This window comes from Sphingopyxis sp., assembly GCF_034380315.1.
GTDB lineage: Bacteria > Pseudomonadota > Alphaproteobacteria > Sphingomonadales > Sphingomonadaceae > Sphingopyxis.
Genome location: NZ_JAXMPB010000001.1, coordinates 333490 through 358639 on the forward strand (window position 1 = coordinate 333490; position 25150 = coordinate 358639).

A 25150-nucleotide genomic window follows, 5' to 3' on the forward strand; every position below is an offset into this window, starting at 1 on the left:
TCCGCCCTCATCTGGCATCTAGAAACCGTAAACCAGCGTAAAGCGGGTCAGCGTATCCAGATTGTCGACCCCCGCGGGCGGGCTGGTGTCATAATCGGCCGAATAGGATACCCGCGCCGACAGCGCTCCGGTCAGCTTGGCATTGAGTGCCGTCAGCGAACTCGTCGTCATCGTCCGCTCGCCAATGATTGCCGATGCCACCTGGGTCAGGCGGACCGTAGGCGACACCTGCCAACCGAAATCGACCCCCGCGAGCCCCGTCAACTCATTTTCATAGGGGCGCCGCAGGAATTCTGTACGGCGCCACGCCGGCCCCGCCTTCACGCTCAACGTCAGATCCTTGGCGTCGAACAGCTTGTACCCCATTCCCCCCGACAGGTTCCAGCGCGCGCTATACCCCTGCATCCGATCGCGTTCCCATCGGCCGAACCCATATGCGAAAGCGCGTTCCCCGACCTTGATCTGCGGTTCATATTCGGCGAGATATTTTTCGATCGTCGTGCGGCCGTTGGTCCGCTGATAATCGGCCTGCGCACGAAAGCGCTGGTTCCAGTCGATCCCCTTGCGCGCGAGGGCAATGCCCAGACTGATCCCTGCCGAGCGGGTGTTGCCGGTGGCATGCGAAGCGCCGATCTGCCCCTCGCCTTTCCAGTTCTGCCAGATTTTCGCCTGCGCCAACCGCTCGCGTTCGGCGGCGGCGGCGGCGCGCTTTTCCTCGGCACGCTTCTGGCGATAATCGTCGAGCAGGGCATCGACCTCTGCCGCCTTGTCGGGCGCCGCGCGCTTGGCCAGCTTGCCGACTGCCTCGACATCGCCATCCTTCTTGCTCTCGATCGCCGCAGCGAGCATGTCACGAACCGGGTCGGGATCGGCTTGCAGATCGCCGTTGCGCCGTGCCTGATGCGCCGCGAGGATCGCATCAATATCGCCAATCGAGCGCGGATTGGTCGCCTTTGCCAGCGACACCACGGTTTCGACTTCGCTTTTTTTTCCGCCTTCCAGCGCGGCCTCGATCATGGTGCGAACCGGGACGGGCAGCGGCCGGGGCGCCATTTCGGACAACAGCACCGGCACGGCGGGAGGAACTAGCAACGGCGAGATTGGCGGAACCACGACCGGCGCCTGGGCAAAAAGCGGCGCGCCGAACGGAACGATCAGCAGCGACAGGGCCGACAGGCGCGCAAATTTGGTCATCGGACGGTCCTTCGCCGGAAAAGGAGAGGCAGATTATCAAGGGACGGCGGGGTTTTGCCGACCCCGGCGCCAGTCTTAGGCGGAAAGCCACTGGCATTTCCACCCTTAACGCCCCATGTGCAAACCTATGCTGATCGCGATCATCGCCATTTTTTGTGCCGGTATCGGCAATTTTGCGATGCACCGCGCCTTCATGGAAAGCGAAGATCCGCTGATCCAGCAGATGGTTCGCCCGCTCGCCGAAAAGGTCGGGCCAAATATCACCTATGTCTTCGAATTCCTGTTGCTGGTCGGTGCGATGGCGATCACGACGCGCAACTGGTTCACGGGCCTGCTCCTGTACGGGCTTTACACCATGTTCAACGCCATGGCGTTCAGCTGGATCATGCAACGCCCGAAATAGGCAGAACGGCACGCGCCAGCCGGATCGCCGGCATCGCCTTTCCTTCCCGCGACACTAGGCAGCGACAAAGCGGATCGGCAGACGCTTAAGACCCCCGACAAACACCGATTCAACGCGCGCCGGATCGCCCGCCAGCTCGATGCTTTTCAAACGCGGCAGCAATTCTTCCATCAGGATGCGCATCTCCATCCGTGCCAGATGCTGACCAAGGCAAACATGAGCGCCAAAGCCGAAAGCGATCTGCTGGTTCTTCGGCCGATCGGGATCGAAGGTAGAGGGTCGTTCGAACACCGCCTCGTCGCGATTGGCGGAAACATAGTTCAGCATCAGCCAGTCGCCCGCCCGGATCATCTGCCCGCCCAGCTCGACATCCTCTTTCGCGCTGCGCATGAAATGCTGAACCGGCGTGGTCCAGCGGATCGCCTCTTCGATCAACCCCGCCTTGTCGGCTCCGGCATCGCGGAACCGGTCGAACAGTTCCGGATTTTTCGCGAGTTCCATGATCGCCCCGGCGGTGGAGGCGCTCGTCGTGTCGTGCCCGGCGGTTGCGATGATCATATAATAGCCCGCAAGCTCACGGTCGGGAATTCGCCCGCCGTCGATCGCTGCATTCGCGATCACCGTCGCAATGTCTTCGCGCGGGCTGGCGCGCCGGTCGGCCGTCAACGCCCCGAAATACTGTTCAAAATCGGCGATGACATAGTGGAGCATTGCAATCGCCTGTTCGCTCGACGTGATTGCCTCGCGGCTGCGATTGAGTTCGGGGTCGGTCGGCCCGAACAATTGCTGCGTCAGCATCAGCATCCGCGGCTCGTCCTCCGCGGGCACTCCCAAAATGTCCATGATCACGCGCAGCGGATAATAAGCCGCCACGTCCCGTGCGAAATCGCACGCGCCGCCAAGCGACAGCATATGATCGACCGCCGCGCGGGCGTGATGCCGAATGCGATCTTCGACGATCTTCAGATTTTTGGGCATGAACCAGCTCTGTGTCAGCAGCCGGTATTTCATGTGGTCGGGCGCATCCATCTGGACCAGCGAGCGGACGAGATGCCCATCGCCGCCGGGAGTGGCCGTACGCGCCAACGCTTCTCCCGCACGGTCGGTGAGCACCGTAGGGCGGATACCGTTTGCAAAACGCTGGGGATCGCGGCTGATTGCCATCACATCGGCATGGCGCGTCACCAGCCAGAAGGGATCGTGCGACGGGTTTTCCGCGACCGCAAGCGGCGCGTTGGCGCGTGCCCAGGCGAGCCGTTCGTGGAGCGGATCCCACGCGCCATAAGCGGTCGGATCGATAACCGCGGCGGCGACCTCGACGGGCAGGATAGGTTTTACCATGCAACGAAGCTGCCGCGTTTCGAACCGCATGTCGAGCCGCAATAATGCCTGCGATCAACTTGCGCCCTGCAGCGACGATCCGGCAATGGCAGCGGTCCATTCGCTGTCGGCCCGGCGCACCATCGCCTTTAGTGCTGCCGCCTGGCGCCGCCAAGCCGCCTCAGCAGTCGCATCCCACCCATCCCCCGATGCCGCCGCGACGGCATCGACTGTCATGTCGATGAACGCATCATATTCGGCGATGGTCAGCGCGCCATAATTGCGATGGGTGACGACCAGTTCGGCAACCAGCGGCCACACCCACCCCTCCCCACCGGCGAGCCCGTAAAGTATTTGCAGCGTTTCGTCGGTCATCCGCCGCGATGCCGCGTCGAGATTCAGAAAGACGTCTCGACGATGTGGAAAGGCCGCGAGAAAGCGCTCGAACAGCGTGTGGCGAATATCGATCTCCGCCGCGGCGATGGCAACCAGGTTCGCTTCCATCGCCGCCGCGTCGGTCATTTGAACAGACCTCCAAGCAAACCGCGCAGCAACTGGCCACCGAATTTTCCGCCGACTTGGCGGCCAATGCTGGTCGCGGCCGATCGCGCTGCAGACTGCATCATCTTTTCCGCCATGCTGGGCTTTGCCGCCTCGCGCGCCGCGGCCTTTTCCAGCCGCAAGCGCTCGCGCTCCTCGGTCGCCTTGCGCTTGGCTTCTTCCTTTGCGGCAAGAGCCGCCTGTTTGTCCGCTTCGGCCTGGGCCTGGGCCTCTATCGCAGCCGCCTGCGCCTGTTCGGCCTTCGCCGCGAGCAATTCCTCCGCGCTTTCGCGATCGACCACCGTGTCATATTTCCCCTCGACCGGAGAAATCGACTGGATGATCGCGCGTTCCTTTGCGTCGAGCGGCCCCGCACGCGAGCAGGGCGGTTTGATCAAGGTCCGTTCGACCGGGGATGGCGCACCATCGGCCATCAGCAAGGAAACAAGCGCCTCGCCGACCTTGAGTTCGGTAATTTCGCGCGCGACATCAACAGCCGGATTGGGACGGAAGGTGTCGGCAGCGGCCTTTACCGCCTTCTGATCGCGTGGGGTAAAGGCTCGGAGCGCGTGTTGAACGCGGTTGCCGAGCTGCCCCGCCACCTCTTCGGGGACATCGATCGGATTCTGGGTGACGAAGTAAATCCCGACCCCCTTTGAACGGATCAGGCGCACCACCTGTTCGATCTTGTCGGTCAGAGCGGCCGGCGCATCATCGAACAGCAGATGGGCTTCATCGAAAAAAAAGACCAGCTTTGGCTTGTCCGGATCCCCAACCTCAGGCAGCGTTTCGAACATCTCGGATAGGAGCCAGAGCAGGAAGGTCGCATAAAGCTTGGGGCTGGCCATCAACTTGTCGGCCGCGAGTATGTTCACATAGCCACGCCCACGATCGTCGCACCGGATCATGTCGGCGATGTCGAGCGCGGGCTCGCCGAAGAAATGATCGCCGCCTTGGCTTTCAAGCGTCAGCAACTGACGCTGAATTGCCCCAACGCTTGCCTTGGTCACATTGCCATATTTGGCCGACAGATCGGCCGCGTTCTCCGCGCACCAAGCAAGCATCGCCTGAAGATCGCCAAGATCAAGGAGCAGCATATTCTGTTCATCGGCTACGCGGAATGCAATGGCCAGTACGCCTTCCTGCGTTTCGTTGAGCCCCATCAACCGTGCCAGCAGCAACGGCCCCATCTCTGAAATCGTGGTGCGCACGGGATGTCCCTGTTCGCCGAACAAATCCCAAAAGATCACGGGATTGTCGCGATAGGCCCACTCGCTATCGCCGATTTCAGCCGCGCGCTTGGCAAAAGGTTCGTGGGACTTGGCGGTCGGGCTGCCTGCCATCGCCATGCCCGACAGGTCGCCTTTTACGTCAGCGACAAAAACCGGGACGCCTACGGCCGAAAAGCTTTCGGCCAGCCCCTGCAACGTCACCGTCTTGCCGGTGCCGGTCGCCCCGGCGATCAGACCATGCCGGTTTGCACGCTTCAGCACCAGCGACTGGCGCGGCCCGTCGGGCGCCCCGCCGCCGCCCAGGCCGATATAGATTTCGCTCACCGTGCTGCCGTCGCTCACGCTTGATCCTCCGCTCTTGAACTTTTTCAAGGTCTAGAGCGCAAGGGCGGGAAATCAAGCCGAGCGCGGCATCAGGTCGCCGCCGCCGCTGGCGAGCTCGGCCGCGAATACAGCGGTTCGGCGAAACGCGGCGCGGCGCAGATGCTGCCAATCACCACCCCACCCCCCGCAAGCTGAGCCAAGCTGCGCGCTTGGTCCGGAAAGACCCAGCCGAGCAGCACGGCGGTTAGCGGACCGAGGAAACCGCGTGGCGATACCAGCGGCGCAAATTTGCCGGAGCGGGGCGGCGCCTGGGGCTGTCTCCGCCTGCGGTCAGCAAGAACATCAGCGAGTTGGAGGCCCATCTCGGTAACCGCCTGATCCACCGGCCCTCCCGGTGGACGAGCTTGACCGAGACGGGGATGGTCTATCTCGACCATGTCGGGCGCATTCCGGAGGACACGAAGCGGATCGCGCGCAAGCGAACCACCTTGCGCCTGGTCCTATTGGCGGCGGCGCCTTCCGCCTGACCGCGACAGGCGAATGGCGGCGCGCGCTCCGTCCGATCAGCTCATCACAAAGGCATTGAGCTTATTTCCATCGGGATCGCGGAAATAGCCCGCATAGAAATTGTCCGAACGCGGTCCCGGCGGGCCTTCGCACGTTCCGCCATGGGCCAGTGCAATGTCATAGAGACGGTGGACCTGTTCCTTGTCCTTGGCCTGAAACGCGACCATCACGCCATTACCGACCGTGGCGGCATTGCCGTCGAACGGTTTGGTCAACGCGATCCCTGCCGGCCCGTCAGCCTTGCCCCACGCGATAAAACTGTCGAACTCCATCATCCGCGGCGTCTCCAACTCTGCGGCGATGGCATCGTAAAAAACGGCCCCTTTGGCGAGGTCGTTGGTACCCAGCGTCACATATCCGATCATGTTCAGTCTCCCGATTTGAAGCGCGAACATAATAAGAACAAAATTCATTGGCGCAAAGAAAAAGGCGCCGAACCGAAGGATCGCGGCGCCTTTTTCTTTGCTCATCCGTTGAGATGGGGGACAGTCAGCTCTTCACGCGCACCGCAAGGAAAGCCGACGGACCGCCACGACGGAGCACTTCCAGCAGCACCGCATCGCGACCCGTCTTCTTCGCATCGGAAACCGCCTTGGCCATCGCTTCAGGGGTCGTAACCGGCGTACGGTTGACGCTCAGGATAACGTCACCGCGGCGCAGTCCTTTGCGACCAGCGTCACTGCTGCCCGAAACAGCAGCGATGACCAGTCCCTTGGTATCGATATCGACACCAACGGCGCGAGCAATGTCAGTGGTCAGAGCCTGAACCGCCAAACCAACCGCTTCCTGAATCATCTTGTCGGCCGCCCCCGACGGATCATCGGGCATAGCCTGCTCATCTTCGGGGTCGAAGTTCGATCCGGCCGAATCATTTTCCGGCAGACGCGTGCCGACAACGGCCTGCACAGTCATGGCTCTACCATCGCGCACCAGATCGATCGGAACGCGTGTGCCCGGCTTGATGTTGGCGACGATATAAGACAGCGTCTGCTGCGGCGTGACGTCCTTCCCATTGATTTTGGTCACGACGTCGCCGCGCTTCAGTCCGGCCTTGGCCGCCGCGCCATCAGGCTCGACACGCTGAACGAACGCACCCCGATTCTTAGGTAGGCCAAGGGCCGCTGCCAGATCTTCGTCGACGGGCGCAATGCCGATGCCGAGGAAACCGCGCTCGACGCGCTCGCCAGCACGCAAGGCGTTGATCACCGGAATGGCGGCATCGGAAGGGATTGCGAAATTGACGCCAATATTCGCACCGACAGGCGAGATCAGCATGTTGTTGATGCCGACGACATTGCCTTGAAGGTCGAACAGCGGGCCGCCCGAGTTCCCGCGATTGATGGCGGTATCGGTCTGGATATAGCGGTCATAGGCAGGGTTTATATTTGGATCATCCGTGTTGATACTCCGTCGAACGGCAGAAATGATACCCGCCGTAACCGTCGAACCGAGGCCCAATGGGTTGCCGATTGCTACCACCCAGTCGCCGACGCGCGCAGTGCTGCTGTCGGCGAATTTCACGAACGGCAAACCGCTCGCATTAATCTTGAGGAGCGCGAGATCGGAAGCATCGTCGCGACCGACAATCGTCGCCTTATATTCCTTTTGATTGGTCAGCGTCACCGTGACCTCCTTGACCTCCCGCTTGTTCTGGTCGGTGATCACATGATTGTTGGTGACGATATAGCCATCGGCGGAAATCAGGAAGCCCGACCCCCCGCCTTGCTGCTCCCGAGTGATCGGTTCGCGTGTCCCTTCAAAGCGATTGAGCCGAATGCCGACTGCCACGTCCTGCTTGGTCGAGATGTTGACCACCGCAGGCTGAAGCTGCTCGACGAGGTCGGCGAAGCTTTCGGGCGCGCCGGAGCGTGGGACGACCTTGGCGATCTCGCTGCGCTCATTCTGCGCGACCTGTGCGCCGACGGGCGACTGGGTTACAAGCGCCAGCGCCGTTCCGCCCACCAGCAGCGCCGAAGTAATGCCATATACATAACGCACGATCGCAATTCCTTTTCTCTTACGAAAATCCACGGTCCCGGCGTGTCGCTGTCTGCGACCCGGCGGCTGAACGCCATTTGAACATGAACGGCTCCGATAGGTTCCGTTCATGCCCCGATTCCCGACTAATTTCCGCGAAAACGCCGCAGATATTCATTGTCCGGCGACAGAATGATCGACGTTCCACCCTGGTTATTCTCGCCCAGGAAGGTCTGGCGATAGCTCTGCATCGCGCGGTAGAAATCATAGAATTCAGGATCCTTGCCAAAGCTGGCAGCATAAATGCGCGCCGCTTCGCCATCGGCGTTACCGCGGATGATCTGCGCTTCCTTTTGCCCCTCGGCGCGGATCGCCGTCGCTTCCTGCTGGCGGGCAGAACGCATGCGGTTATAGGCTGCAACCAGCGTGGCCCCTTCGGGAAGGTCCGCGCGCTTGATCCGGACGTCGATGATCTCCGCCCCATATTTCTGCGCCTCGCGGTTCAGCGCGACCTGGATATTGTCCATCACCGCGCCGCGTTCGGGCGACAGCAATGTCGCAAAGGTCCGCTTGCCCAGTTCATTGCGCAGCGACGAGCCGAGGATGGTCGCCAGCTGTTGCTGCAACCGTTCCTCGGTACGGATCGCGGTGTACATGCGCACCGGATTTGTAATCCGGAAACGAGCAAAGGCATCGACCTGCAACCGCTGCTGGTCGGTCGACAGCACCTGCTGGCGCTCCATATTGATGCCCAGAATGCGCTTGTCGATATATTGGATATTATCGAAAAAAGGCACGCGCATGACGAGACCGGCACCCGAGCGGCCGAAATCTTCGTTCGCCTTGTAGCGGTTCACCGTGCCGCGGATTTCACCGAAGCGCAGGATCAGCGCCTGCTTGTCTTCCGGCACGATGGCCAGCGTCGACGTCAGGACGACCAGCGCCGCGACGGCAGCAACCAGAAGACGGATCGGGTTGTTGAAAAGCGATTGCAACATCACTGTCCTCCCTTCGTCGCGACTTCGGGTTCCGCAAGCGGGGCAGCGCGGCGCTGCAATTCATTGAGCGGCAAATAGGTCGTCACGCCGCGCGGTTCGACAATCGTCTTGTCGACGTTCGACAACACATTCTCCATCGTCTCGTAATAAAGGCGCTGGCGGGTCACGCCCGGTGCCAGCTTGTACTGCTCGTAAATCATGTCGAACGCGGCGGTGTCGCCGCGGGCGCGCTCCAGAACCTGTTGTTCATAGGCGCGCGCCAGATTGATCGCCGACTCGCGTTCCTGGCGTGCCGCGGTGACTTCCTTGAAGGCTTCGTCGACCTGGCTCGGCGGGTCGGCCTGGCGGATCGCGATCCCCTGAATCGCCACCCCGGCGCGATACTGGTCGAGCAGCGCCTGCATGCGCTGCTGCACCTGCGCCTCGATCTCGACACGGCCGGGGCCGATCGCCTGGACAAGGTCGAAGTTGGCGACCGTCGCGCGCATCGCGCTTTCCGCAACCTCGCGGATCGTGCCTTCGGGATCGGCAAGCTGGAAAAAGAACAACTGCGGCTCGCGCACCGACCAGCGAACCTCATAAGCAAGATCGACAATGCTCTGATCGCGGGTCAACACGAAATTCTCATCGGTCGCATTGGGCGACCCGATCGGCATGGTACGGATGGCGCGCACGTCCTCCATCCGCATCTGTTCGATCGGCGCCGGCCACGTGAGCTTCACGCCTGGCTCAACCGTGCGGCTGTAGCTGCCGAGACGGGTGACGACGCCTTCCTTTTCGGGCGGCACAATATGGAACGAAGAAAAGAGGAGCCAGCCGACCACAAGGGCGCCGACGCCCCATTTCCACAGTCGGGCCGATTCGGGCAGGTTCATCTGGCCACCACCGCCGCCACCCGACCCGCCGCCGCCAAAGCCACCGCGCCCCTTGCGCAGCAACTCGTCGAGCGCCGAAGGGCCGCGCGGCTTGCGCCCGCGATTGATGTCGACCGGGTCGGGCGTCACCCAGGGGTTGCGCGGGCCGGGGCGTTTGTCGCCGCCATTGCCCCCGTCCCCATCCTTGGGACCATTGCCCCAGGGGCTGTTCGCCATCTGGCTGATTTGATGGAAAAAATGCCGCAACCCGCGAGGAGTACGGCGTCCCATGCTGACGTCATTGTCGTTACTCATGCTGCATTTATAGGCGCGGCGCGCGCGATTAACAGGGGGGGCGCGCGAAAATGGCTGGCAATCGCCTGCATCATGCCTATCTGCGCGGGACATGACCCAAAAAGCCGACATTGACCGCCTTTCCGAAACCGCCGCCGCCCTGACCGACGGACGCGCATCGGGCCTTCGCATGCTCGACGATACCGGCACGCTCGCTGTGGTGCTCGACGTAACCGGTATCCCCGCAGACGCACGCCAGCCGATCGAGGATCGCCTGCGTGCGGGGCTGCTCGCCGAACCAGGCGTCAAGGAAGTCCGCGTGGCGATGACCGCCGAAAGGCGCGCTATGACGATCATCGCGGTCGGCAGCGGCAAGGGCGGGGTCGGAAAATCGACCCTCGCAACCAATCTGGCGGTCGCCTTGCAGCGACGCGGCGTGCGCGTCGGCCTGGTCGATGCCGATATCTATGGCCCATCGCTGCCGCGTCTTGTCGACAGCGAGGGCGTAAAGCCCGAAGCGCGCGGCTCGAAACTGGTCCCGGTGCCCAACGCTTATGGCGTCCCGATGCTGTCGACCGGGCAGATCGCTGCTCCCGGGCAAGCCATCGCCTGGCGCGGCCCTATGGCGGGCAAGGCGCTCGAACAGCTCATCGACGCAAGTTGGGGCGACATCGACACGCTGGTCATCGATCTGCCCCCCGGCACCGGCGACGTCCAGCTGACGATGATCCAGCGCCACAAGCCGGCGGGCGCGGTGATCGTGTCGACACCGCAGGATCTCGCGTTGATGGATGCGACGCGCGCGATCAATTTCTTCGAACAGGCGAGCGTCCCGATCATCGGACTGGTCGAGAATATGGCGGGCTATGCCTGCCCTCATTGCGGCGAGGTCAGCGATCCTTTCGGCAGTGGCGGCGCAGAGGCGGCAGCAGCCGAGATGCGGCTCGACTTCCTGGGCCGCGTTCCGCTTGCGATGGGCATCCGCCTCGCCAGCGACGGAGGCGTTCCACCCGCGGCCGGAACCGACCCGCACGGCGAACCGTTCCACGCCATAGCGGCGAAAGTCGCCGACTGGCTCGAGGCACGAAAGGGCAAATGATGGCGATCAACGACGAAGGTGAAATTCGTGTCCTGATGGGCCAGCCACGGCGCATCGCGGTAATCGGCGCGTCGCCCAATCCCGATCGCCCGTCGAACGGCGTCCTCGCTTTTCTGATGGCGCAGGGGCATGACGTGATTGCTGTCAACCCTGGGCATGCGGGCAAGACAATCCACGGCGCGCCGGTCGTCGCGACACTCGCCGATGTCGAACCGCCGGCCGAGATGGTCGATATTTTTCGGAACAGTGATGATGCCGCCGCGGCGGTCGATGAAGCCATCGTCCACGGCGCCAAAGCCGTATGGATGCAAAAGGGCGTCGTCAACGAAGCCGCAGCAGCCCGCGCCGAAAAAGCCGGGCTGACCGTTGTGATGGATCGCTGCCCCAAGATCGAGATTCCGCGGCTGGGACTGCTGCGGTGAAGCGCGCCGCCGCCCTTCTCGCCGCGCTTTGCATGCTGCCAGGTTGCGCGGCAACGTCCGCCCCACCGGCCAGCAATCCCCAAGATGCCTTTTTCGCCGACCTGACGGCACGCTGCGGCAAGGCTTATGCCGGGCGCCTCGTCAGCGACCAGCAGGCGGACGCTGCCATGCAGGACAAGGCGATGGTAATGCACATCCGCAGCTGCACCTCCGATCGCATCGAAATCCCCTTTCACATCGCGGGCCTTGGCCCCGACGGCAATTGGGATCGTTCGCGCACCTGGATCATCAGCCGCACGCCCACTGGCCTGCGCCTGAAGCACGACCATCGCCACGCCGATGGCGAGGCCGACACCGTGACCTATTACGGCGGCGACACCGCCGATGCGGGAACCCCCACACGTCAGAGCTTTCCGGTTGACGCCGAATCAATCGCGATGTTCGGCAAGAACGGCTTGACCGCATCTGTAACCAATGAGTGGGCGGTCGAGACGAACGCCACCGACTTTGCTTATGAAATGCGGCGCGAAGGGCGCCATTTCCGTGTCGCCTTTGACTATGACAAACCCGTTGCCCCACCGCCCGCTCCCTGGGGCTGGTAAACGAAAGGCTTTGCCTCGCCCCGACCGGCCGATTATCAGCGTCAGCGATGACCGGCATTCGGGACAAGATAACGGACAATGGCAAGCGCGCGCGCCGCGTTAACCGCCGGTCGATACTGGTTGGTGCAACCACAGCGGGGGGCCTCGCCATCGCGTGGAGTCTGTGGCCCCGCGCCTATACCTCCAATCTGACGGCGGCGCCCGACGAGCACATCTTCAACGCCTTTCTGAAGATCGGCGACGACGGCCATATCAGCGCGATCGTTCCCCAGTGCGAAATGGGCCAGGGAGTGACGACGCTGCTGCCGCAGATCATGGCCGACGAGCTGGGTGCCGACTGGCGCACCATCGCCGTCGAAACCGCGCCGATCAGCCCCCTTTATACCAACACGCTGATCGTCAACGAAGATAGCGCAATCTTTACCCCGCGCGGCGGGGTTCCCGATTTTCTGTCCGACGTGCGCGGCTGGGCACGCCGCGAATGGGCGGTCCGTAACGCAGTGATGCTGACCGCCAACAGCTCATCGGTGCGCATGTTCGAAGGGCCGTGCCGCGATGCCGCAGCGCAAGTGCGCGCACTGTTGATGATGGCAGCGGCCAAACGCTGGGATGCCGACTGGCAGGATTGCGACACCCAGGACGGCTTCGTCACACTGGGAACCCGAAAGATTCGCTTTGGCGAACTCGCGTCCGCAGCCGCGACGTTCGACCCACCCGCCGAACCCATTTACCGGTCGAACAGCCCTGACCCGCTTTATGGCAAGGAGCTGACCCGGCTCGACCTGCCGGCGAAAGTCGACGGGTCAGCCAACTATGCGGGCGATATCCGCCTGCCAGGCCTTGTCTATGCGGCGATCCGCCAAGGCCCGCTCGGCGCAACGCGGCTGAAAAGCATCGACCGGAAACAGGGTATGGCCGCGCCCGGCCTGCTCCATGTCGTCACCCATGACCGCTGGGTCGCCGCCGTCGCGCGCAACTGGTGGGCGGCGAACCGCGCCCTCGACCATCTGGCCCCGACCTTTGAAACCACCGGCGCCCAGGTTTCGAGCGATCGAATCGACAAGGCGCTGAAAGCGGCGTTGAAGTCTGACGCCTATCGCATCGCCAAAAGGGGCGATGTCGCGGACGCGATGGAAGGACGCCCCCGCGTCGCGGCCGAATATCTGGTGGCGCCCGCACTGCACGCACCGATCGAGACGCGCACAGCGACCGCTGCCCCCGATGGCGACGGACTGCGGCTGTGGGTCGCAACCCAGGCCCCCGCCCAGTGCCGGGCGGCCGCGGCCCGCGCGGTCGGCCTGCCGGAGGCGGCGGTGACGCTGTTCCCGATGATGGCGGGCGGATCGTTCGACGCCTGCCTCGACCACAGCGTCGCGGTGCAGGCGGCGATCATCGCGCGGCAGATCAATCGGCCGGTCCAGCTCGCCTGGTCGCGGGCGGAGGAAATCATGCGTCTGCCGCCGCGCGCGCCGGCTCGCGCGCGGCTGACCGCGACGCTGAATGCAGCGGGTGGGATCGACGCGCTCGTCACGCGCATCGCTGTACCGGCCACCAATCATGAGGTGCGCGAGCGGCTGTTCGCGGGCACCCCTGCAGATGTCGCACAGCGCGAAGCGGCCGGACAGGCCGACGCCGCTGCAGTCGAGGGCGGCAATCCAGGCTATGCTATCCCGCATTTCGCTCTCGACCATTGCCCCGCCGACATCGGCCTGCCGACCGGGCGCTGGCGCGGTAATGCTGACAGCTATACCGCCTTTTTTACTGAGTGTTTCATAGACGAGATGGCGGCCCGCGCTGGATCGGACGCATTATCCTATCGCATGGCGATGCTGAGCGATGCGCCACTGATGGCCCGATGCCTGCTCACCGCAACCAGCCTAGGCGGCTGGGAAGGCGGCCTGTCGGGAACCGCGCAGGGGCTGGCGTGCCACGCGATGCGCGGCAGCCATATCGCGCTGATGGCCACCGCACGGCAAAGCGACAAGGGGCTGCAGGTCGAACAACTGGTCGCGGTGGTCGATGCCGGGCGGCTGGTGAACCCGGCGATCGCACGCCAGCAGATCGAGGGCGGGCTGATCTTCGGCCTCGCTGCCGCGGTCGGCGCGACGACCGATTATGAAGACGGGGTCGCAACTGCGCGCAAGCTGCACCAGCTGGGGCTACCGCGCCTGTCGCAATGCCCGCAGATATTGGTCGAATTCATCGACAGCGACCGCGACCCAGGCGGTCTTGGCGAAATCGGCGTTCCGGTTGTCGCGCCCGCGATTGCCAATGCGATGTTCGCCGCGACCGGCCGCCGTATCCGCCGCATCCCCCTGTCGGCCCATCCCATATGACCCGTCCCTTTGATCACTCCACCGTCCCGGCCGCGCGCGTCGGCGTGCTGCTCGTCAACCTGGGCACCCCCGATGCCCCTGAACCGGGACCGGTGCGCCGCTATTTGCGCGAATTTCTGTCCGATCGCCGCGTCGTCGAAATTCCCCCCCTGCTATGGCAGCCAATCCTGCGCGGCATTATCCTGACCACCCGGCCCCGAAAATCGGCGCATGCCTATGCACAGGTGTGGACCGATGCCGGATCGCCGCTGGCCGCCATCACCCGCGCCCAGGCCGATGCGCTGCAAGCCGCGATCGGGCCGGCGGTGACGGTGGCGCACGCCATGCGCTATGGCCAGCCGGCAATCGGGCCGGCGATCGATACGCTGGTCGAGGCGGGGTGCCGCCGCATCCTGATCGCCCCGCTTTATCCGCAATATTGTGCTGCGACGACCGCCACGGTGGTCGATGCGGTCGGCGCGCATCTCGCCCGTCTGCGCTGGCAGCCGGCGCTGCGCACCCTGCCGCCCTATCATGACGACCCCGCCTATATCGGCGCGCTCGCGGCATCGGTCACCGCGGGACTGGCGACGCTGGACTTTGTGCCCGATGTGCTGCTCGCGAGCTTTCATGGCATGCCGGAACGCACGCTTCGGCTCGGCGACCCCTATCATTGCCAATGCCTGAAAAGCGCACGACTGCTGTCCGAAGCACTCGGCCGTCCGGTCGAGGTTGCATTCCAGTCGCGTTTTGGCCGCGCCAAATGGCTTGAACCGGCGACCGACACCATGCTCGAACGACTTGGAAAAGAGGGGCGCAAGATCGCCATCCTCGCCCCCGGCTTTTCGGCCGACTGCCTCGAAACGCTGGAAGAGCTGGCCATACGCGGCAAGGAGCAGTTCGAGGCGGCGGGCGGACGCGATTTCGCCTATATTCCGTGCCTGAACGACAGCGCGGCGGGGATGGCGCTTCTTGAAACGCTAACACGCCGCGAACTGGCAGGCTGGGTCCAAGAATAATATGCCTAAATGCGTGTGCGCTTACTTCCTGTTTAGACATTTTTACTAAACTGCGCCCATAGGGCGCCGGAGGGTTATTCCGGCCTGGTTTCCGGAGGTAGCGCGGTGGACGATCTTGAAAGGGCCATGCTGCAGCTCGCCATTTTCACCCTGGCGTTTCTGGCGATCGGCGCCGGGATCTGGTGGCGGCGGCGACCAAGGGCCGAACCTGCCGGGCCGACGCCGTCCAAGTCCGCACGCACATCCGGCGAAAGCCGGTTTTCCCGCAAGTCCGGCCCGATCGTCGAAGCCATCGACATCGCGCCGTCGCGCCTCGCGCGGATCAGCGGCAAGCGTCCTGCCGACGAACCCGAACCCATCCCATATCATTCGCCCGCCGCCCCGCCCGCCGTCGCCCGCCCGCCGATGTCATCAGCACCAGCACCGGCAGGCGACGGCGCATTTCAGGAACCGGCTGCCCAATCGGTGGTCGAGGAGCGCCTGGACGCAATGGCCGTCGAAGCCGCCGAAAGGGCTAGGTCCGCCACCATCCCCCACGGCGACGGTCCGACGGTCTGCCTGGTACCGCAGGTGCCGCCGCACGACGCGATACTGACCACAAGCTGGCTGGGCGGCCGCCCACACCTTCCGCCCGGTACCGCCTGGCCGCTGATCGACGGGCGCGAAGGCGACTTCCTGGCCCAGATCGGCTGCGCCGATCTTCCGCCGGATCTCTGGGAAGGCCTGGGCCCCCGTCGCGGCTGGCTTGCCATTTTCGCCAACCCCGACAGCGGCGCTGCCCATGCGCTGCACCTGTCAGAGGACGGTCCGGCCCGGGAACCAGCGCGGCCGCCGGGGATATTGTGGTCAGCTCCCCCGGGTGCCGCCGCGGCTTTTGCCATTCGCGCCTTTCCGCACTGGCCCGTCGACCTTGTTGCCGTTCGTGCAGATGGCCCTGACCCGCGCAACGAGGCGGCAGCCACCGACCCGCTCGCGGACTTTGCCGCGACCGGTTATGATATCGCCGACCCCGCCTTTCATCCTTTCGACTGGGATATGATGCTGGCGATGGTGGTGCTTCTGGAAGGCCAGACCGCCGCGCCGCCCGACGTCGACGACGACCCCAATGCCGAGCCCCGCGAACGGGCGCAGGATATCATCACGATCGTTCGAGAAAGTTCCGGGCAAACAGCCTTTTCACCCACCGACGCAACGGCGGTGATGTCGGCGCTGCACGCGATCCGCTGGACCAGCACTAACGCGAACGGCGAACGGATAGAGCTGCCATTGACCCGCCACCATCAGGGCGCGAACCCCTGGATCGAGGATTATCTGGCCCTGCTGTTCGATCGCGCCAAGCATCTGTGGTGCGCGCACCCCGGCCATCTGAGCGCTCCGGCACGGGCATTGTTCGAGCCGCTGTGGGAGGGGATGGCTGCGCGCGAGATCGCGACGATCGGTGGACAGCCTTCGCGGCTGGTCACGGGCTTCGATCCCGAGCGCGACCTGTTGCTGATCGATTTGCCCGAAAGCCGTTTGATGAGCCGCGGTCCGGGGCCGAAGGGCCGCTATCGCATTGCGATGCGAAAAGCCGATCTGGCAGCGGGCGACTTTTCGAAACTGCGCCTTCTTTCCGACGCCTGAAACGCTCGCAACACCGCTTGCTGAATAGCTTTGCGATTGACGTTCCGGTCAACTTGCGGCCTCATGATGCGCACCCTAATCAAAGGGTTCAACTCTGTGGGAGAGCGGATTCATGGCACGCATCGCAATCGTTACCGGCGGCAGTCGCGGCATCGGGGAAGCCATTTCCCTGAAGCTTCAGGAAATGGGCGTCACCGTCGTCGCCAACTATGCCGGCAATGACGAAAAGGCGCGCCAGTTCACCGAACGCACCGGCATCAAGGCCTATCGATGGGACGTCGGCGATCATCAGGCGTGCCTCGACGGCTGCGCGCAGGTCGCGGCAGAGATTGGCCCAATTGATATCGTCGTCAACAATGCCGGCATCACCCGCGACGGGACGCTTGCACGGATGAGCTTCGACGACTGGAACGACGTGATGCGCATCAACCTGGGCGGTTGCTTCAACATGGCCAAGGCCACCTTTCCCGGCATGGTCGAGCGCGGCTGGGGCCGCATCGTCAACATCGGATCGATCAACGGCCAGGCGGGCCAATATGGCCAGGTCAACTATGCCGCCGCAAAATCCGGCATCCACGGCTTTACCAAGGCGCTCGCGCAGGAAGGCGCCAAGAAGGGCGTGACGGTCAACGCGATCGCGCCGGGCTATATCGACACCGACATGGTCGCGGCGGTCCCGGCGCCGGTGCTGGAAAAGATCGTCGCCAAGATTCCCGTCGGCCGCCTGGGTCACGCCGAAGAAATCGCGCGCGGCGTCGCTTTCCTGTGCAGCGAAGATGCGGGCTTTGTCACCGGGTCGACGATGTCGATCAACGGCGGCCAGCATATGTATTGACGATGGCAGGCGGGTAGCCAAGCGTTCGCACCGCGAACGGCGATGTTGGGTGCCGGTGCCGAAAAGCGGCAGCCATCGGAACGGTCAGCGGGGCGGCGATCCCAAAAGATCGCCGAACCCGTCTGACGGCAGGTGGCGGCGTTGCCGTGGGCATCAAGGCCGCTATATCGTCACCATGACCAACCCGTCCCTCTCCGAAGCCCAGCGCGACCTTTCCCGCGCCTATGCTGGGGGGGCGCCCGGCGTCTTTGCCTCCGGCCTCGTCTGGCTGATCGCGGGCACGATGTGGCAGTTTCACGGTACAAAGGCAGGCTTCGCCGCACTATTCATCGGCGGCATGATGATCCATCCGTTGGGCGTCCTAATCGAGCGTGCCGCATTCCGGGCACCCAAAGCGACCATCGGCAAGCCGCTCGAAACGCTGGCGATCGAGGCGACGATCCCGCTGTTCGTCGGCGTGCTGATCGCATGGGTGCTGCTCGTCCGAGCGCCCGACCTCGCCATCCCGGTCTTCGCCGCGATCGTCGGCGCGCGCTATTTCCTGTTCCGGACGATATATGGCGAGATCGCCTATTGGGTGCTCGGCGCCGCGGTCCTGCTGGCCGCCTTCGCCGCGCTGTTCGGGATCGGCATCCCGCCGAACGTGGCGGTCGCCGTTGGCGTCGTCGAACTGCTGGCGGCGATGCTGATCCTCCACCGTTGGCGGGCGCGACGGTGAGCGCTCCTTATTCCCATTCCACCGTCACACCGGCCACCCGCCACTGATTGCTTTCGCGCGCCAGCGACACCGTCTCGATTGCCGCCGCCTTGTTCGCATAGTCAGTCCGAAACTTGACCATCGAATAGCCATGGGGCGGTGCGGGCACATGCTGCTCGCTGATCAGCACGCGCGACCGAGCAGCCCCCAATGGCGCGCGCCCTTCTTCGGACACCTTCGTCCACATATCGACCGTGTTGAGCTCCTTGAACGACTGGGTCGTGGCATTCCAGCTTGCCATCCAGTCGCCCCTGTCGACGAGCGACAACCATTCGCGCGCTGCCCGGACCGGCGCGCTTTCGGCGGCTGAGGACGCTGGGGCTGATTGTATCGGGGCGGGCGCGCTTGCATTTCCCCCAAGCGAAGACAGGGCGACAAGCGCAAGACTGACTGACATAATGATACCTCCGAATATCCAGCCGAGGGTCCGCAACATGCGGTTTGTCTTGGCAGGTACCGGACGATCCTCCGCTGCGGCGGTCGTAGCGGCATCCCCCAAAAATGCGGGGACAGGATAATCGGGGGCGGTTCGTTCAACCGCGCGGAGCTGGCGTGCGGCCTCACGGCTGCTCGACACGGCCATCTTGCGCCGGGCCTCACGCAGTCGCTCATTGATGGTGTGAACCGACAGGCCCAGATGGCTGGCCATGGATTTGGCGTCATAGCCGCTCACCAGAAGGCGCAGCGTTTCCTTTTCCTTTTCGGTAAGGGCCTCGATCCCCATCGTCACCTTGGCAGCATTCCTTTGTCGGTCGGACCCGCCCGGCATAGGGTCAGGCGCCAACGCCCGTCACCCCCAAATAAATCGTACCCCGCGCCGCGCAGCCGCGATAAACTCCTGTCATGGCGAAGCTCTTTCACCCCCCGATCAAACGATCCGTCACAATCGCCGGCCATCCAACGTCGATCAGCCTGGAGCCCATATTCTGGGATGCGCTGGAAATCGAAGCCGCGCGCCTGAGTCTTCCCGTCAACGCCCTTGTCGCGCGGATCGATGTCGAACGGATGGAGGCGAGCAACCCGCCGAATCTGACCTCGGCGATCCGGCAATGGCTGTGGCAGCGCCGCGCGCCGGATCAGAGCGCCGAATAGACCGCTCGCCCGAAGGCCGCACCCTTGTCGGGGGCATGGTGCAGAAACAGCGAGGGCTCGATCAGTTCCAGTTCCATGATGTGGAGCGTCCCCGCCGCATCGCCGACCATATCGACGCGGGCATAAACCGGCGGTGCCGGGGCAGCAGCCACCGCACGGGCACCCAGATCGCGCGCGGCATCGGTCGCGGCCCAAGCCACTTCATGCCCGCCGAACTGTTCCTGTACGCGAAAATCGCCTGCTGCGGGCCGTTTAACCACCGCATGGCTGAACGCTCCGCCGAAAAAGAAGAGCGAATATTCGCCGTCGCGCGTCACGCCCGGCATCATCGGCTGCACCAGCCGCCTTTGGCCCAGCGCATCGGCTGGGATCTTCGCCCCCGACGCCAACCGATGCGTCCCGTCGGACCCGCCCGAGATGGCTGGCTTGATCACAAGTTCGTCAGCGCCAAGGGCGCCGCGTGCGTCGGCGAGGGACTGGTCGTCGAGGGCCGCGACCTCGACGGTCGGAACCACGGCGACATGACGCGCGGCAAGATCGGCAAGATATACCTTGTCACTGTTCCAGCGCAGCACCGGCACCGGATTGATGACCGGCCGCCCGTCGGCCTCCAGCCGGTCGAGCAGCGCATACCAGCCCGCCACGTCGCGCTGATAGCCCCAGGCGAAGAGCGGCAGGATCAGGTCAATCCCGGCGAGGTCGCCAGGATCGCTCCAGACGCGCGGTTCGACCGCCAGCCCGGCTGCCGACAATGCCACAGCCTTGCGCGCAAAGGCGGGCTGCCACCTTTCCTCATATCCCGCCGCCGGCACCAGGATCGCGACACGAGGCTGATAGGGCATACGGCAGCGCCTCTCCATTTTTCCGCCCTTGCGAGCAGCGGCGCTGCGAAGCGGCGCTGCTCGCAAGGAGCATTGATCGATCGATCTTAACGCCCGAGCAATCCACGCGCCTGGCCCGCAATGTGCGACAACATCGCGCCATTGGGGTTGGGAATCGTGCGGGCACGGTCCACGGTCGCGCGGAACTGCGCCACGCGCGGCGCATTGTCGGCGAGCCACTGCGTCACCGCCGCGTCGAGATCGCCAGCCTTGAGATGCGCAAGGAAGCCCAGGCGCATCTGCTGGAAATCGCGCGCCAGACTGTTGACGAGCAAGCGCTCCCACGGATCGGTAGGGCTCATATGCGCGGCCAGCGACTGCGCCCAGTCGAGCCCCAATGCTTCGCCCAAGTGGGTGAAGGCACTGGTGACGGCGACTTCGTCATCGCCTCGCCGTTCCGCCAGATCGACGATGCCGATTGCACCGTCGGTCTTGAACAGACGGACGACCGCCGCAGTCAGTTCTTCCGGAGCGCCCGCATCGAGGAGCTGCTGGGTCAGCATGTCCCACTGGCGCCGCACCGATTCGCTGAGCAGATTGTCGACATTGACCATCAGGCGGTCGACGCCGGGCTCGATCCGCGCGACCGTAGCGCCGGGCTGCGTCAGTGCCGGGCTGACGCGCAGCAGATCGGCGATCTGCGAAGCCATGGCGGTGGCGGCCTGCGCGAACAGCGACAGGCGGATCGCTTCGTCGATCCTGGCGGTGTCGAGCGCGCTCCACAGATCGCGCATGTCGAGTAGCCGTTCGACCGCGACAAAGGCCGCCGCAACCTCGCCGAGCGAACAGCCCTCTTCTTCGACCAGTTCGAACGGATAGATGACTCCCATGCGGTTGACGATGCGGTTCGCCAGCTTGGTCGCGATGATTTCGCGGCGTAGCTGGTGATCGGCGATCGCGCGGGCGAAATCGCGTTGCATCTCGGCCGGGAAGGCGGCCGCCAGATCGGCCGCCAGGGCGGGATCGTCAGGCAGCTCGCTCGCCTCGATCGCATCCTGCAGCGCCAGCTTGGCCGTCGCCATCAGAACCGCGAGTTCGGGCCGGGTCAGACCCCGCCCTTCCTGCGCGCGGCGCAGCAGGTCGTCGTTGACCGCCAGCCCTTCGACCTTGCGGTCGAGCCGCCCCGTCGCCTCGAAGGTTTCCATGATCCGCACCAGCGACGGCACCGCCGCCGATCCGTTCCGTTCGGCAATCGACAGCGCCAGCGCCTGAAGCCGATTGTCCTCGAGCACCAGCGTCGCGACATCGTCGGTCATGCGCACGAGCAGCGCATCGCGATCTTCCTGCGACAGGCGACCTTCGGCCATCTCGCGGTTGAGCGCGATCTTGATGTTGACCTCATTGTCCGAGCAGTCGACGCCCGCGCTATTATCGATGAAGTCGGTATTGATCCGCCCACCGGCGGCCGAAAAGGCGATGCGCGCGGCCTGGGTGACACCCAGATTGGCCCCCTCGCCGATCGCCTTGACGCGCAGGTCTTCGGCATCGACGCGCAGCGCGTCGTTCGCCGGATCGCCGACCTCGGCGTTATTCTGGCTCGCCGCCTTGATATAGGTGCCGATACCGCCGAACCACAACAGGTCGGCCGGCGCCTTCAGGATCGCCGAAATCAGGCTGAGCGGATCGATCTCGTCGACAGTCAGGCCGAGCGCCGCCTTGACCTCTTCGGTCAGCGGAATGCTCTTTTGGCTGCGGGGGAACACGCCGCCGCCCTTCGAGATCAGCTTTTTGTCATAATCTTCCCAGCTCGACCGCGGCAGCTTGAACATGCGGTCGCGCTCGTTCCAGCTCTTGGCCGGATCGGGATCAGGGTCGAGGAAGATATGACGATGGTCGAACGCAGCGATCAGCTTGATGGCCTTCGACAAGAGCATGCCGTTGCCGAACACATCGCCCGACATGTCGCCGCAACCCACGACGCGGATCGGGTCGGTCTGCACATCGACGCCCATTTCGGCGAAATGCCGCTGGACCGAGACCCAGGCACCGCGCGCGGTGATTCCCATCGCCTTGTGATCATACCCCTTCGACCCGCCGCTCGCGAAAGCGTCGCCCAGCCAGAAGTCGCGCTCCATCGCCAGGCCGTTGGCGACGTCGGAGAAGGTCGCGGTACCCTTGTCGGCCGCGACCACGAAATAAGGGTCTTCGCCGTCGCGGATCACCACGCTCGGGGGATGCACGACCTTGCCGCCAACCAGATTGTCGGTGATCGACAAAAGCGAACGGATGAAGATGCGATAACATTCGGTCCCTTCGGCGAACCACGCATCGCGGTCGAGTGCCGGATCGGGAAGCGCCTTGGGATAGAAACCGCCCTTCGCCCCTGTCGGCACGATGACGGCGTTCTTCACGCGCTGCGCCTTGAGGAGGCCAAGAATTTCGGTGCGGAAATCGTCACGCCGGTCGGACCAGCGCAACCCCCCGCGAGCAACCGGGCCAGCCCGCAAATGGGTACCCTCGACACGCGGGCTGTAAACGAAGACCTCGCGCCACGGCAGCGGCTTGGGCAAACCCGGCACCTGGCTCGAATCGATCTTGAACGCCAGCGCCTCGGCCGCCGCAGGTGCAAAGGCGTTGGTCCGCAGCGTCGCGCCGATAACGGCATTGTAGAGACGCAGAATGCGGTCATCGTCGATCGACTTGATATCGGCAAAACCGTTCTGGATTTCGGATTCCAGTGCCGCCGCCCGCGCGGCGTCATGCCCCTTTGGCTCATGCAAGGCGCGGAAACGATCGATCATCGAAGCGGTCAACCGCGGCGCATGCCGCAGGGCCGCAACCACCGTGTCCATGCCATAGCTTGATCCGCCCTGACGCATATAGCGGAACCAGGCGCGCAGCCAGACAACCGCCTGGGGATCAGTCTGCGTAACCAGCATCAGTTCGTTGAAGGCATCGTTTTCGGCGCGCCCGTCGAGCACCGCCGCGATCGCCCCTTCGATCATCTCGACATGCGGCAACAGCATCTTTTCATCGACCGTCGCGGGCGAACGCAGCGTAAAGTCGTGAATGAAGGTCGGCGCCTCTTCTTCACCGTCACCATCCGGCGATCGGACCCGGGTCAGCGCGGTCGGAATTTCCTCCAGCACTTCGAAACCGAAATGCTCCAACGCCGGAACGACATCGGACAATGCCAACGGCCCCACCGCGCTATACACTTTCAGCCGCAGGCGATCGTCGCCATCGAGGCTGGTCAGCGCCAGTCGCACGCTGCGCGGCGTGTCGGCATCAAGGTCGCGCAGGCGCAGAATGTCGCGAGCGGCCTCCTCGGGATCGTAAAGATTGCGATAGTTCGCGGGGAACAACGGCGCAAAGCGCGCCGCGAGCGCCGCAGCCCGGCCGGGGTCGCTGTGCTTCGCCAGCGCGGCTTCAACCTCGGGTTGCCAGCCCCGGATCATCTGTTCGAGCTGGGCGTTCAGCGCTGCCGTATCGGGGACGACCCCACCGCTGCGCAGGTCGAGCGTAAAGCGCAGCAGCGCCGCGCCTCCGTCCTCCAGCACCATTGTCCAGCCGATGACCCCGGCGCGCGCCTCGCGCACCAGCATGGCCTCGACCGACAGCCGGCGGCCCGTCGAGACCTCGTCGCGGGGCAGCCAGACAAAGGCGAACAAATGTCGTCCCAAGGCGCTGCGCACCGTGACGATCTTCGGCCGCGGACGGTCGGTGATCGACATCGAGGTGAGGACCAGATCCTCCAGCGATTCAGGATCAAAGGCGATCAGCAGATCGTGCGGCAACGCCGTCAACGCATGGGCAAGTGCCTTGCCCGCATGGCCCGCAGGGTCGAAGCCGAACTTGGCCATCAGCGCGTCGAGCTGCGCCCGCAGCATCGGCACCTTGTCGGGACGCGCCGACAGCGCGGCACTGGTCCAAAGCCCCGAATGGATCGACAGACGCTCGACCTTCTTGCCCTGATATTCGGGAACGACGACAAGGTCGAGCAGCACGCGGCGGTGCACCGACGACAGACGGTTCGACTTGATCAGCAGCGGCGACCGGCCGCCCTTGTCGAACCATTCGAAGGCAGCGACCAACCCGGCATCGGACAGCAACTCGCCAGGCGCCGAGGCGCTGACCCCCAAGGGGTCCTGAACCTGTCCGTCGCGGCCGCGCCATTCATGGCCAAGCTGGGTCATTGCCCCGCCCTCGAACCAGCGCAGCAATTCGGCACCTTCTCCGTCGAGGCGCATGGCAGCATCGGCCAGCATCGCGGCGCGCATCGCCTTCCAGTCGGTGACGGCGGCCCGTACGTCGGCCAGCGCCGCTTCGATCGCGTCGAGCAGGCGGCGGCGGGCGCGGGCGTCACCGCGCTCCAGCTCCATATAGATTACCGATTCCCGGGTTTCGCCGGCCTCGACCTTTTGCAACGCGCCCTTGGCGTCGCGTTCGACAGTGACGACGGGGTGCAGGATACGGTGAATGACCAGCCCCTGCGCGCCAGCGACCTGCGACACCGAATCGACCAGAAAGGGCATGTCGTCGTTGACGACCGCCAGCCGCATCCGCCGGTCGGTGCCGTCGGCGGCAAGCGGCTCGAGCAGCAAGGAGGGCTTGCCGGTCTTGCGGCTCAGCGAAGCACGGGCGGCGAAGGTGCCGGCCTCGGTCAACGCGGCCTTGTCCATATCGTCGCCCTCGCCGGGCAGCGCGCTGCCGCGAAAGGCCGCCATATAGGCAGCAGCGATTTTCGCGGGGACTTCTGGGGTGGAATCGGTGGTCGAATTGTCCGCTCGGGGGGCGTCGGACTGATTATCAGACATAAGGTGCAACATCCGTAGCAAAAAAAGCGGATCTGCCACGATCGG

At 64.2% G+C, this 25150-nt stretch carries 21 protein-coding genes and 1 pseudogene; 11 read left to right on the forward strand and 11 right to left on the reverse strand.

The features are described from left to right. Window positions 1-18: 18 nt before the first annotated feature. Complete coding sequence (locus U0S50_RS01745; RefSeq protein ID WP_322307026.1) at window positions 19-1194, reverse strand: DUF481 domain-containing protein; 1176 nt, start codon at window positions 1192-1194, stop codon at window positions 19-21. Between the two features lie 127 nt (window positions 1195-1321). Here U0S50_RS01745 and U0S50_RS01750 point away from each other — a divergent pair, with 127 nt between their 5' ends. Next, window positions 1322-1597, forward strand: coding sequence for a hypothetical protein (locus U0S50_RS01750; protein ID WP_322307027.1), 276 nt, complete (start codon window positions 1322-1324; stop codon window positions 1595-1597). Window positions 1598-1651: 54 nt separating this feature from the next. Here the strand turns inward: U0S50_RS01750 and U0S50_RS01755 are convergent, their stop codons facing one another. The 3 genes from U0S50_RS01755 to U0S50_RS01765 are packed head-to-tail and all read right to left on the reverse strand — an operon-like array spanning window position 1652 to window position 5031. After that, window positions 1652-2938, reverse strand: coding sequence for a cytochrome P450 (locus U0S50_RS01755; protein ID WP_322307028.1), 1287 nt, complete (start codon window positions 2936-2938; stop codon window positions 1652-1654). Window positions 2939-2992: 54 nt separating this feature from the next. Next, on the reverse strand, window positions 2993-3439 hold the full coding sequence (locus U0S50_RS01760) for a globin (protein WP_322307029.1): 447 nt from the start codon (window positions 3437-3439) through the stop codon (window positions 2993-2995). Continuing rightward, a complete protein-coding gene (locus U0S50_RS01765; protein WP_416194938.1) occupies window positions 3436-5031 on the reverse strand; it encodes a helicase HerA-like domain-containing protein in 1596 nt (531 codons plus the stop codon). Before U0S50_RS01765 ends, U0S50_RS01760 begins: the two co-directional genes overlap by 4 nt. A 269-nt stretch (window positions 5032-5300) precedes the next feature. Here U0S50_RS01765 and U0S50_RS01770 point away from each other — a divergent pair. Next, window positions 5301-5540 (forward strand): annotated as a pseudogene (locus tag U0S50_RS01770) (LysR family transcriptional regulator); the annotation flags it as partial. Between the two features lie 36 nt (window positions 5541-5576). Here U0S50_RS01770 and U0S50_RS01775 read toward each other — a convergent pair. The 4 genes from U0S50_RS01775 to U0S50_RS01790 all read right to left on the reverse strand — a co-directional run bounded on the left by U0S50_RS01775 (window position 5577) and on the right by U0S50_RS01790 (window position 9646). After that, window positions 5577-5945 carry a VOC family protein gene (locus tag U0S50_RS01775; RefSeq protein ID WP_322307030.1) on the reverse strand — a complete coding sequence of 123 codons (369 nt, stop codon included), beginning with the start codon at window positions 5943-5945 and terminating at the stop codon, window positions 5577-5579. 124 nt (window positions 5946-6069) lie between these two features. After that, window positions 6070-7689, reverse strand: a complete 1620-nt coding sequence (locus U0S50_RS01780; RefSeq protein WP_322307031.1) for a Do family serine endopeptidase — start codon at window positions 7687-7689, stop codon at window positions 6070-6072. 14 nt (window positions 7690-7703) lie between these two features. Continuing rightward, a complete protein-coding gene (locus U0S50_RS01785) occupies window positions 7704-8555 on the reverse strand; it encodes a protease modulator HflC (RefSeq protein ID WP_322307032.1) in 852 nt (283 codons plus the stop codon). Further along, window positions 8555-9646 (reverse strand): protease modulator HflK, encoded by a 1092-nt coding sequence (locus U0S50_RS01790; RefSeq protein WP_322307033.1) that lies wholly within the window; start codon window positions 9644-9646, stop codon window positions 8555-8557. The genes U0S50_RS01785 and U0S50_RS01790 overlap by 1 nt, the downstream gene beginning before the upstream one ends. A 169-nt stretch (window positions 9647-9815) precedes the next feature. On the opposite strand from U0S50_RS01790, the gene U0S50_RS01795 reads away from it, so the two are divergent. The 8 genes from U0S50_RS01795 to U0S50_RS01830 all read left to right on the forward strand — a co-directional run bounded on the left by U0S50_RS01795 (window position 9816) and on the right by U0S50_RS01830 (window position 18336). After that, a complete protein-coding gene (locus U0S50_RS01795) occupies window positions 9816-10802 on the forward strand; it encodes an Mrp/NBP35 family ATP-binding protein (RefSeq protein ID WP_322307034.1) in 987 nt (328 codons plus the stop codon). After that, window positions 10802-11224, forward strand: a complete 423-nt coding sequence (locus U0S50_RS01800) for a CoA-binding protein (RefSeq protein WP_322307278.1) — start codon at window positions 10802-10804, stop codon at window positions 11222-11224. The genes U0S50_RS01795 and U0S50_RS01800 overlap by 1 nt, the downstream gene beginning before the upstream one ends. Next, the gene (locus U0S50_RS01805) at window positions 11221-11826 is read left to right on the forward strand and encodes a hypothetical protein (protein WP_322307035.1); all 606 of its coding nucleotides are present in this window, start codon (window positions 11221-11223) and stop codon (window positions 11824-11826) included. Before U0S50_RS01800 ends, U0S50_RS01805 begins: the two co-directional genes overlap by 4 nt. A gap of 47 nt (window positions 11827-11873) precedes the next feature. After that, complete coding sequence (locus tag U0S50_RS01810) at window positions 11874-14162, forward strand: xanthine dehydrogenase family protein molybdopterin-binding subunit (RefSeq protein WP_322307036.1); 2289 nt, start codon at window positions 11874-11876, stop codon at window positions 14160-14162. Continuing rightward, window positions 14159-15160, forward strand: a complete 1002-nt coding sequence (gene hemH, locus U0S50_RS01815) for a ferrochelatase (RefSeq protein ID WP_322307037.1) — start codon at window positions 14159-14161, stop codon at window positions 15158-15160. The genes U0S50_RS01810 and hemH overlap by 4 nt, the downstream gene beginning before the upstream one ends. A 105-nt stretch (window positions 15161-15265) precedes the next feature. Beyond that, complete coding sequence (locus U0S50_RS01820) at window positions 15266-16783, forward strand: DUF1963 domain-containing protein (RefSeq protein WP_322307038.1); 1518 nt, start codon at window positions 15266-15268, stop codon at window positions 16781-16783. Window positions 16784-16895: 112 nt separating this feature from the next. Further along, window positions 16896-17618, forward strand: coding sequence for an acetoacetyl-CoA reductase (gene phbB, locus U0S50_RS01825; protein ID WP_322307039.1), 723 nt, complete (start codon window positions 16896-16898; stop codon window positions 17616-17618). A 175-nt stretch (window positions 17619-17793) separates the two neighbouring features. Next, a complete protein-coding gene (locus U0S50_RS01830; protein WP_322307040.1) occupies window positions 17794-18336 on the forward strand; it encodes a DUF7010 family protein in 543 nt (180 codons plus the stop codon). 7 nt (window positions 18337-18343) lie between these two features. On the opposite strand, the gene U0S50_RS01835 is transcribed toward U0S50_RS01830, so the two are convergent. Beyond that, window positions 18344-19099, reverse strand: coding sequence for a helix-turn-helix domain-containing protein (locus tag U0S50_RS01835; RefSeq protein ID WP_322307279.1), 756 nt, complete (start codon window positions 19097-19099; stop codon window positions 18344-18346). Window positions 19100-19218: 119 nt separating this feature from the next. Here U0S50_RS01835 and U0S50_RS01840 point away from each other — a divergent pair, with 119 nt between their 5' ends. Then, on the forward strand, window positions 19219-19467 hold the full coding sequence (locus U0S50_RS01840; protein ID WP_322307041.1) for a ribbon-helix-helix domain-containing protein: 249 nt from the start codon (window positions 19219-19221) through the stop codon (window positions 19465-19467). On the opposite strand, the gene U0S50_RS01845 is transcribed toward U0S50_RS01840, so the two are convergent. Both U0S50_RS01845 and U0S50_RS01850 read right to left on the reverse strand, forming a co-directional pair. Further along, window positions 19452-20309 (reverse strand): hypothetical protein, encoded by an 858-nt coding sequence (locus tag U0S50_RS01845; RefSeq protein ID WP_322307042.1) that lies wholly within the window; start codon window positions 20307-20309, stop codon window positions 19452-19454. The two genes, U0S50_RS01840 and U0S50_RS01845, sit on opposite strands and share 16 nt — an antisense overlap. Before the next feature lie 86 nt (window positions 20310-20395). Continuing rightward, complete coding sequence (locus tag U0S50_RS01850; protein ID WP_416194939.1) at window positions 20396-25105, reverse strand: NAD-glutamate dehydrogenase; 4710 nt, start codon at window positions 25103-25105, stop codon at window positions 20396-20398. Window positions 25106-25150 lie beyond the last annotated feature (45 nt).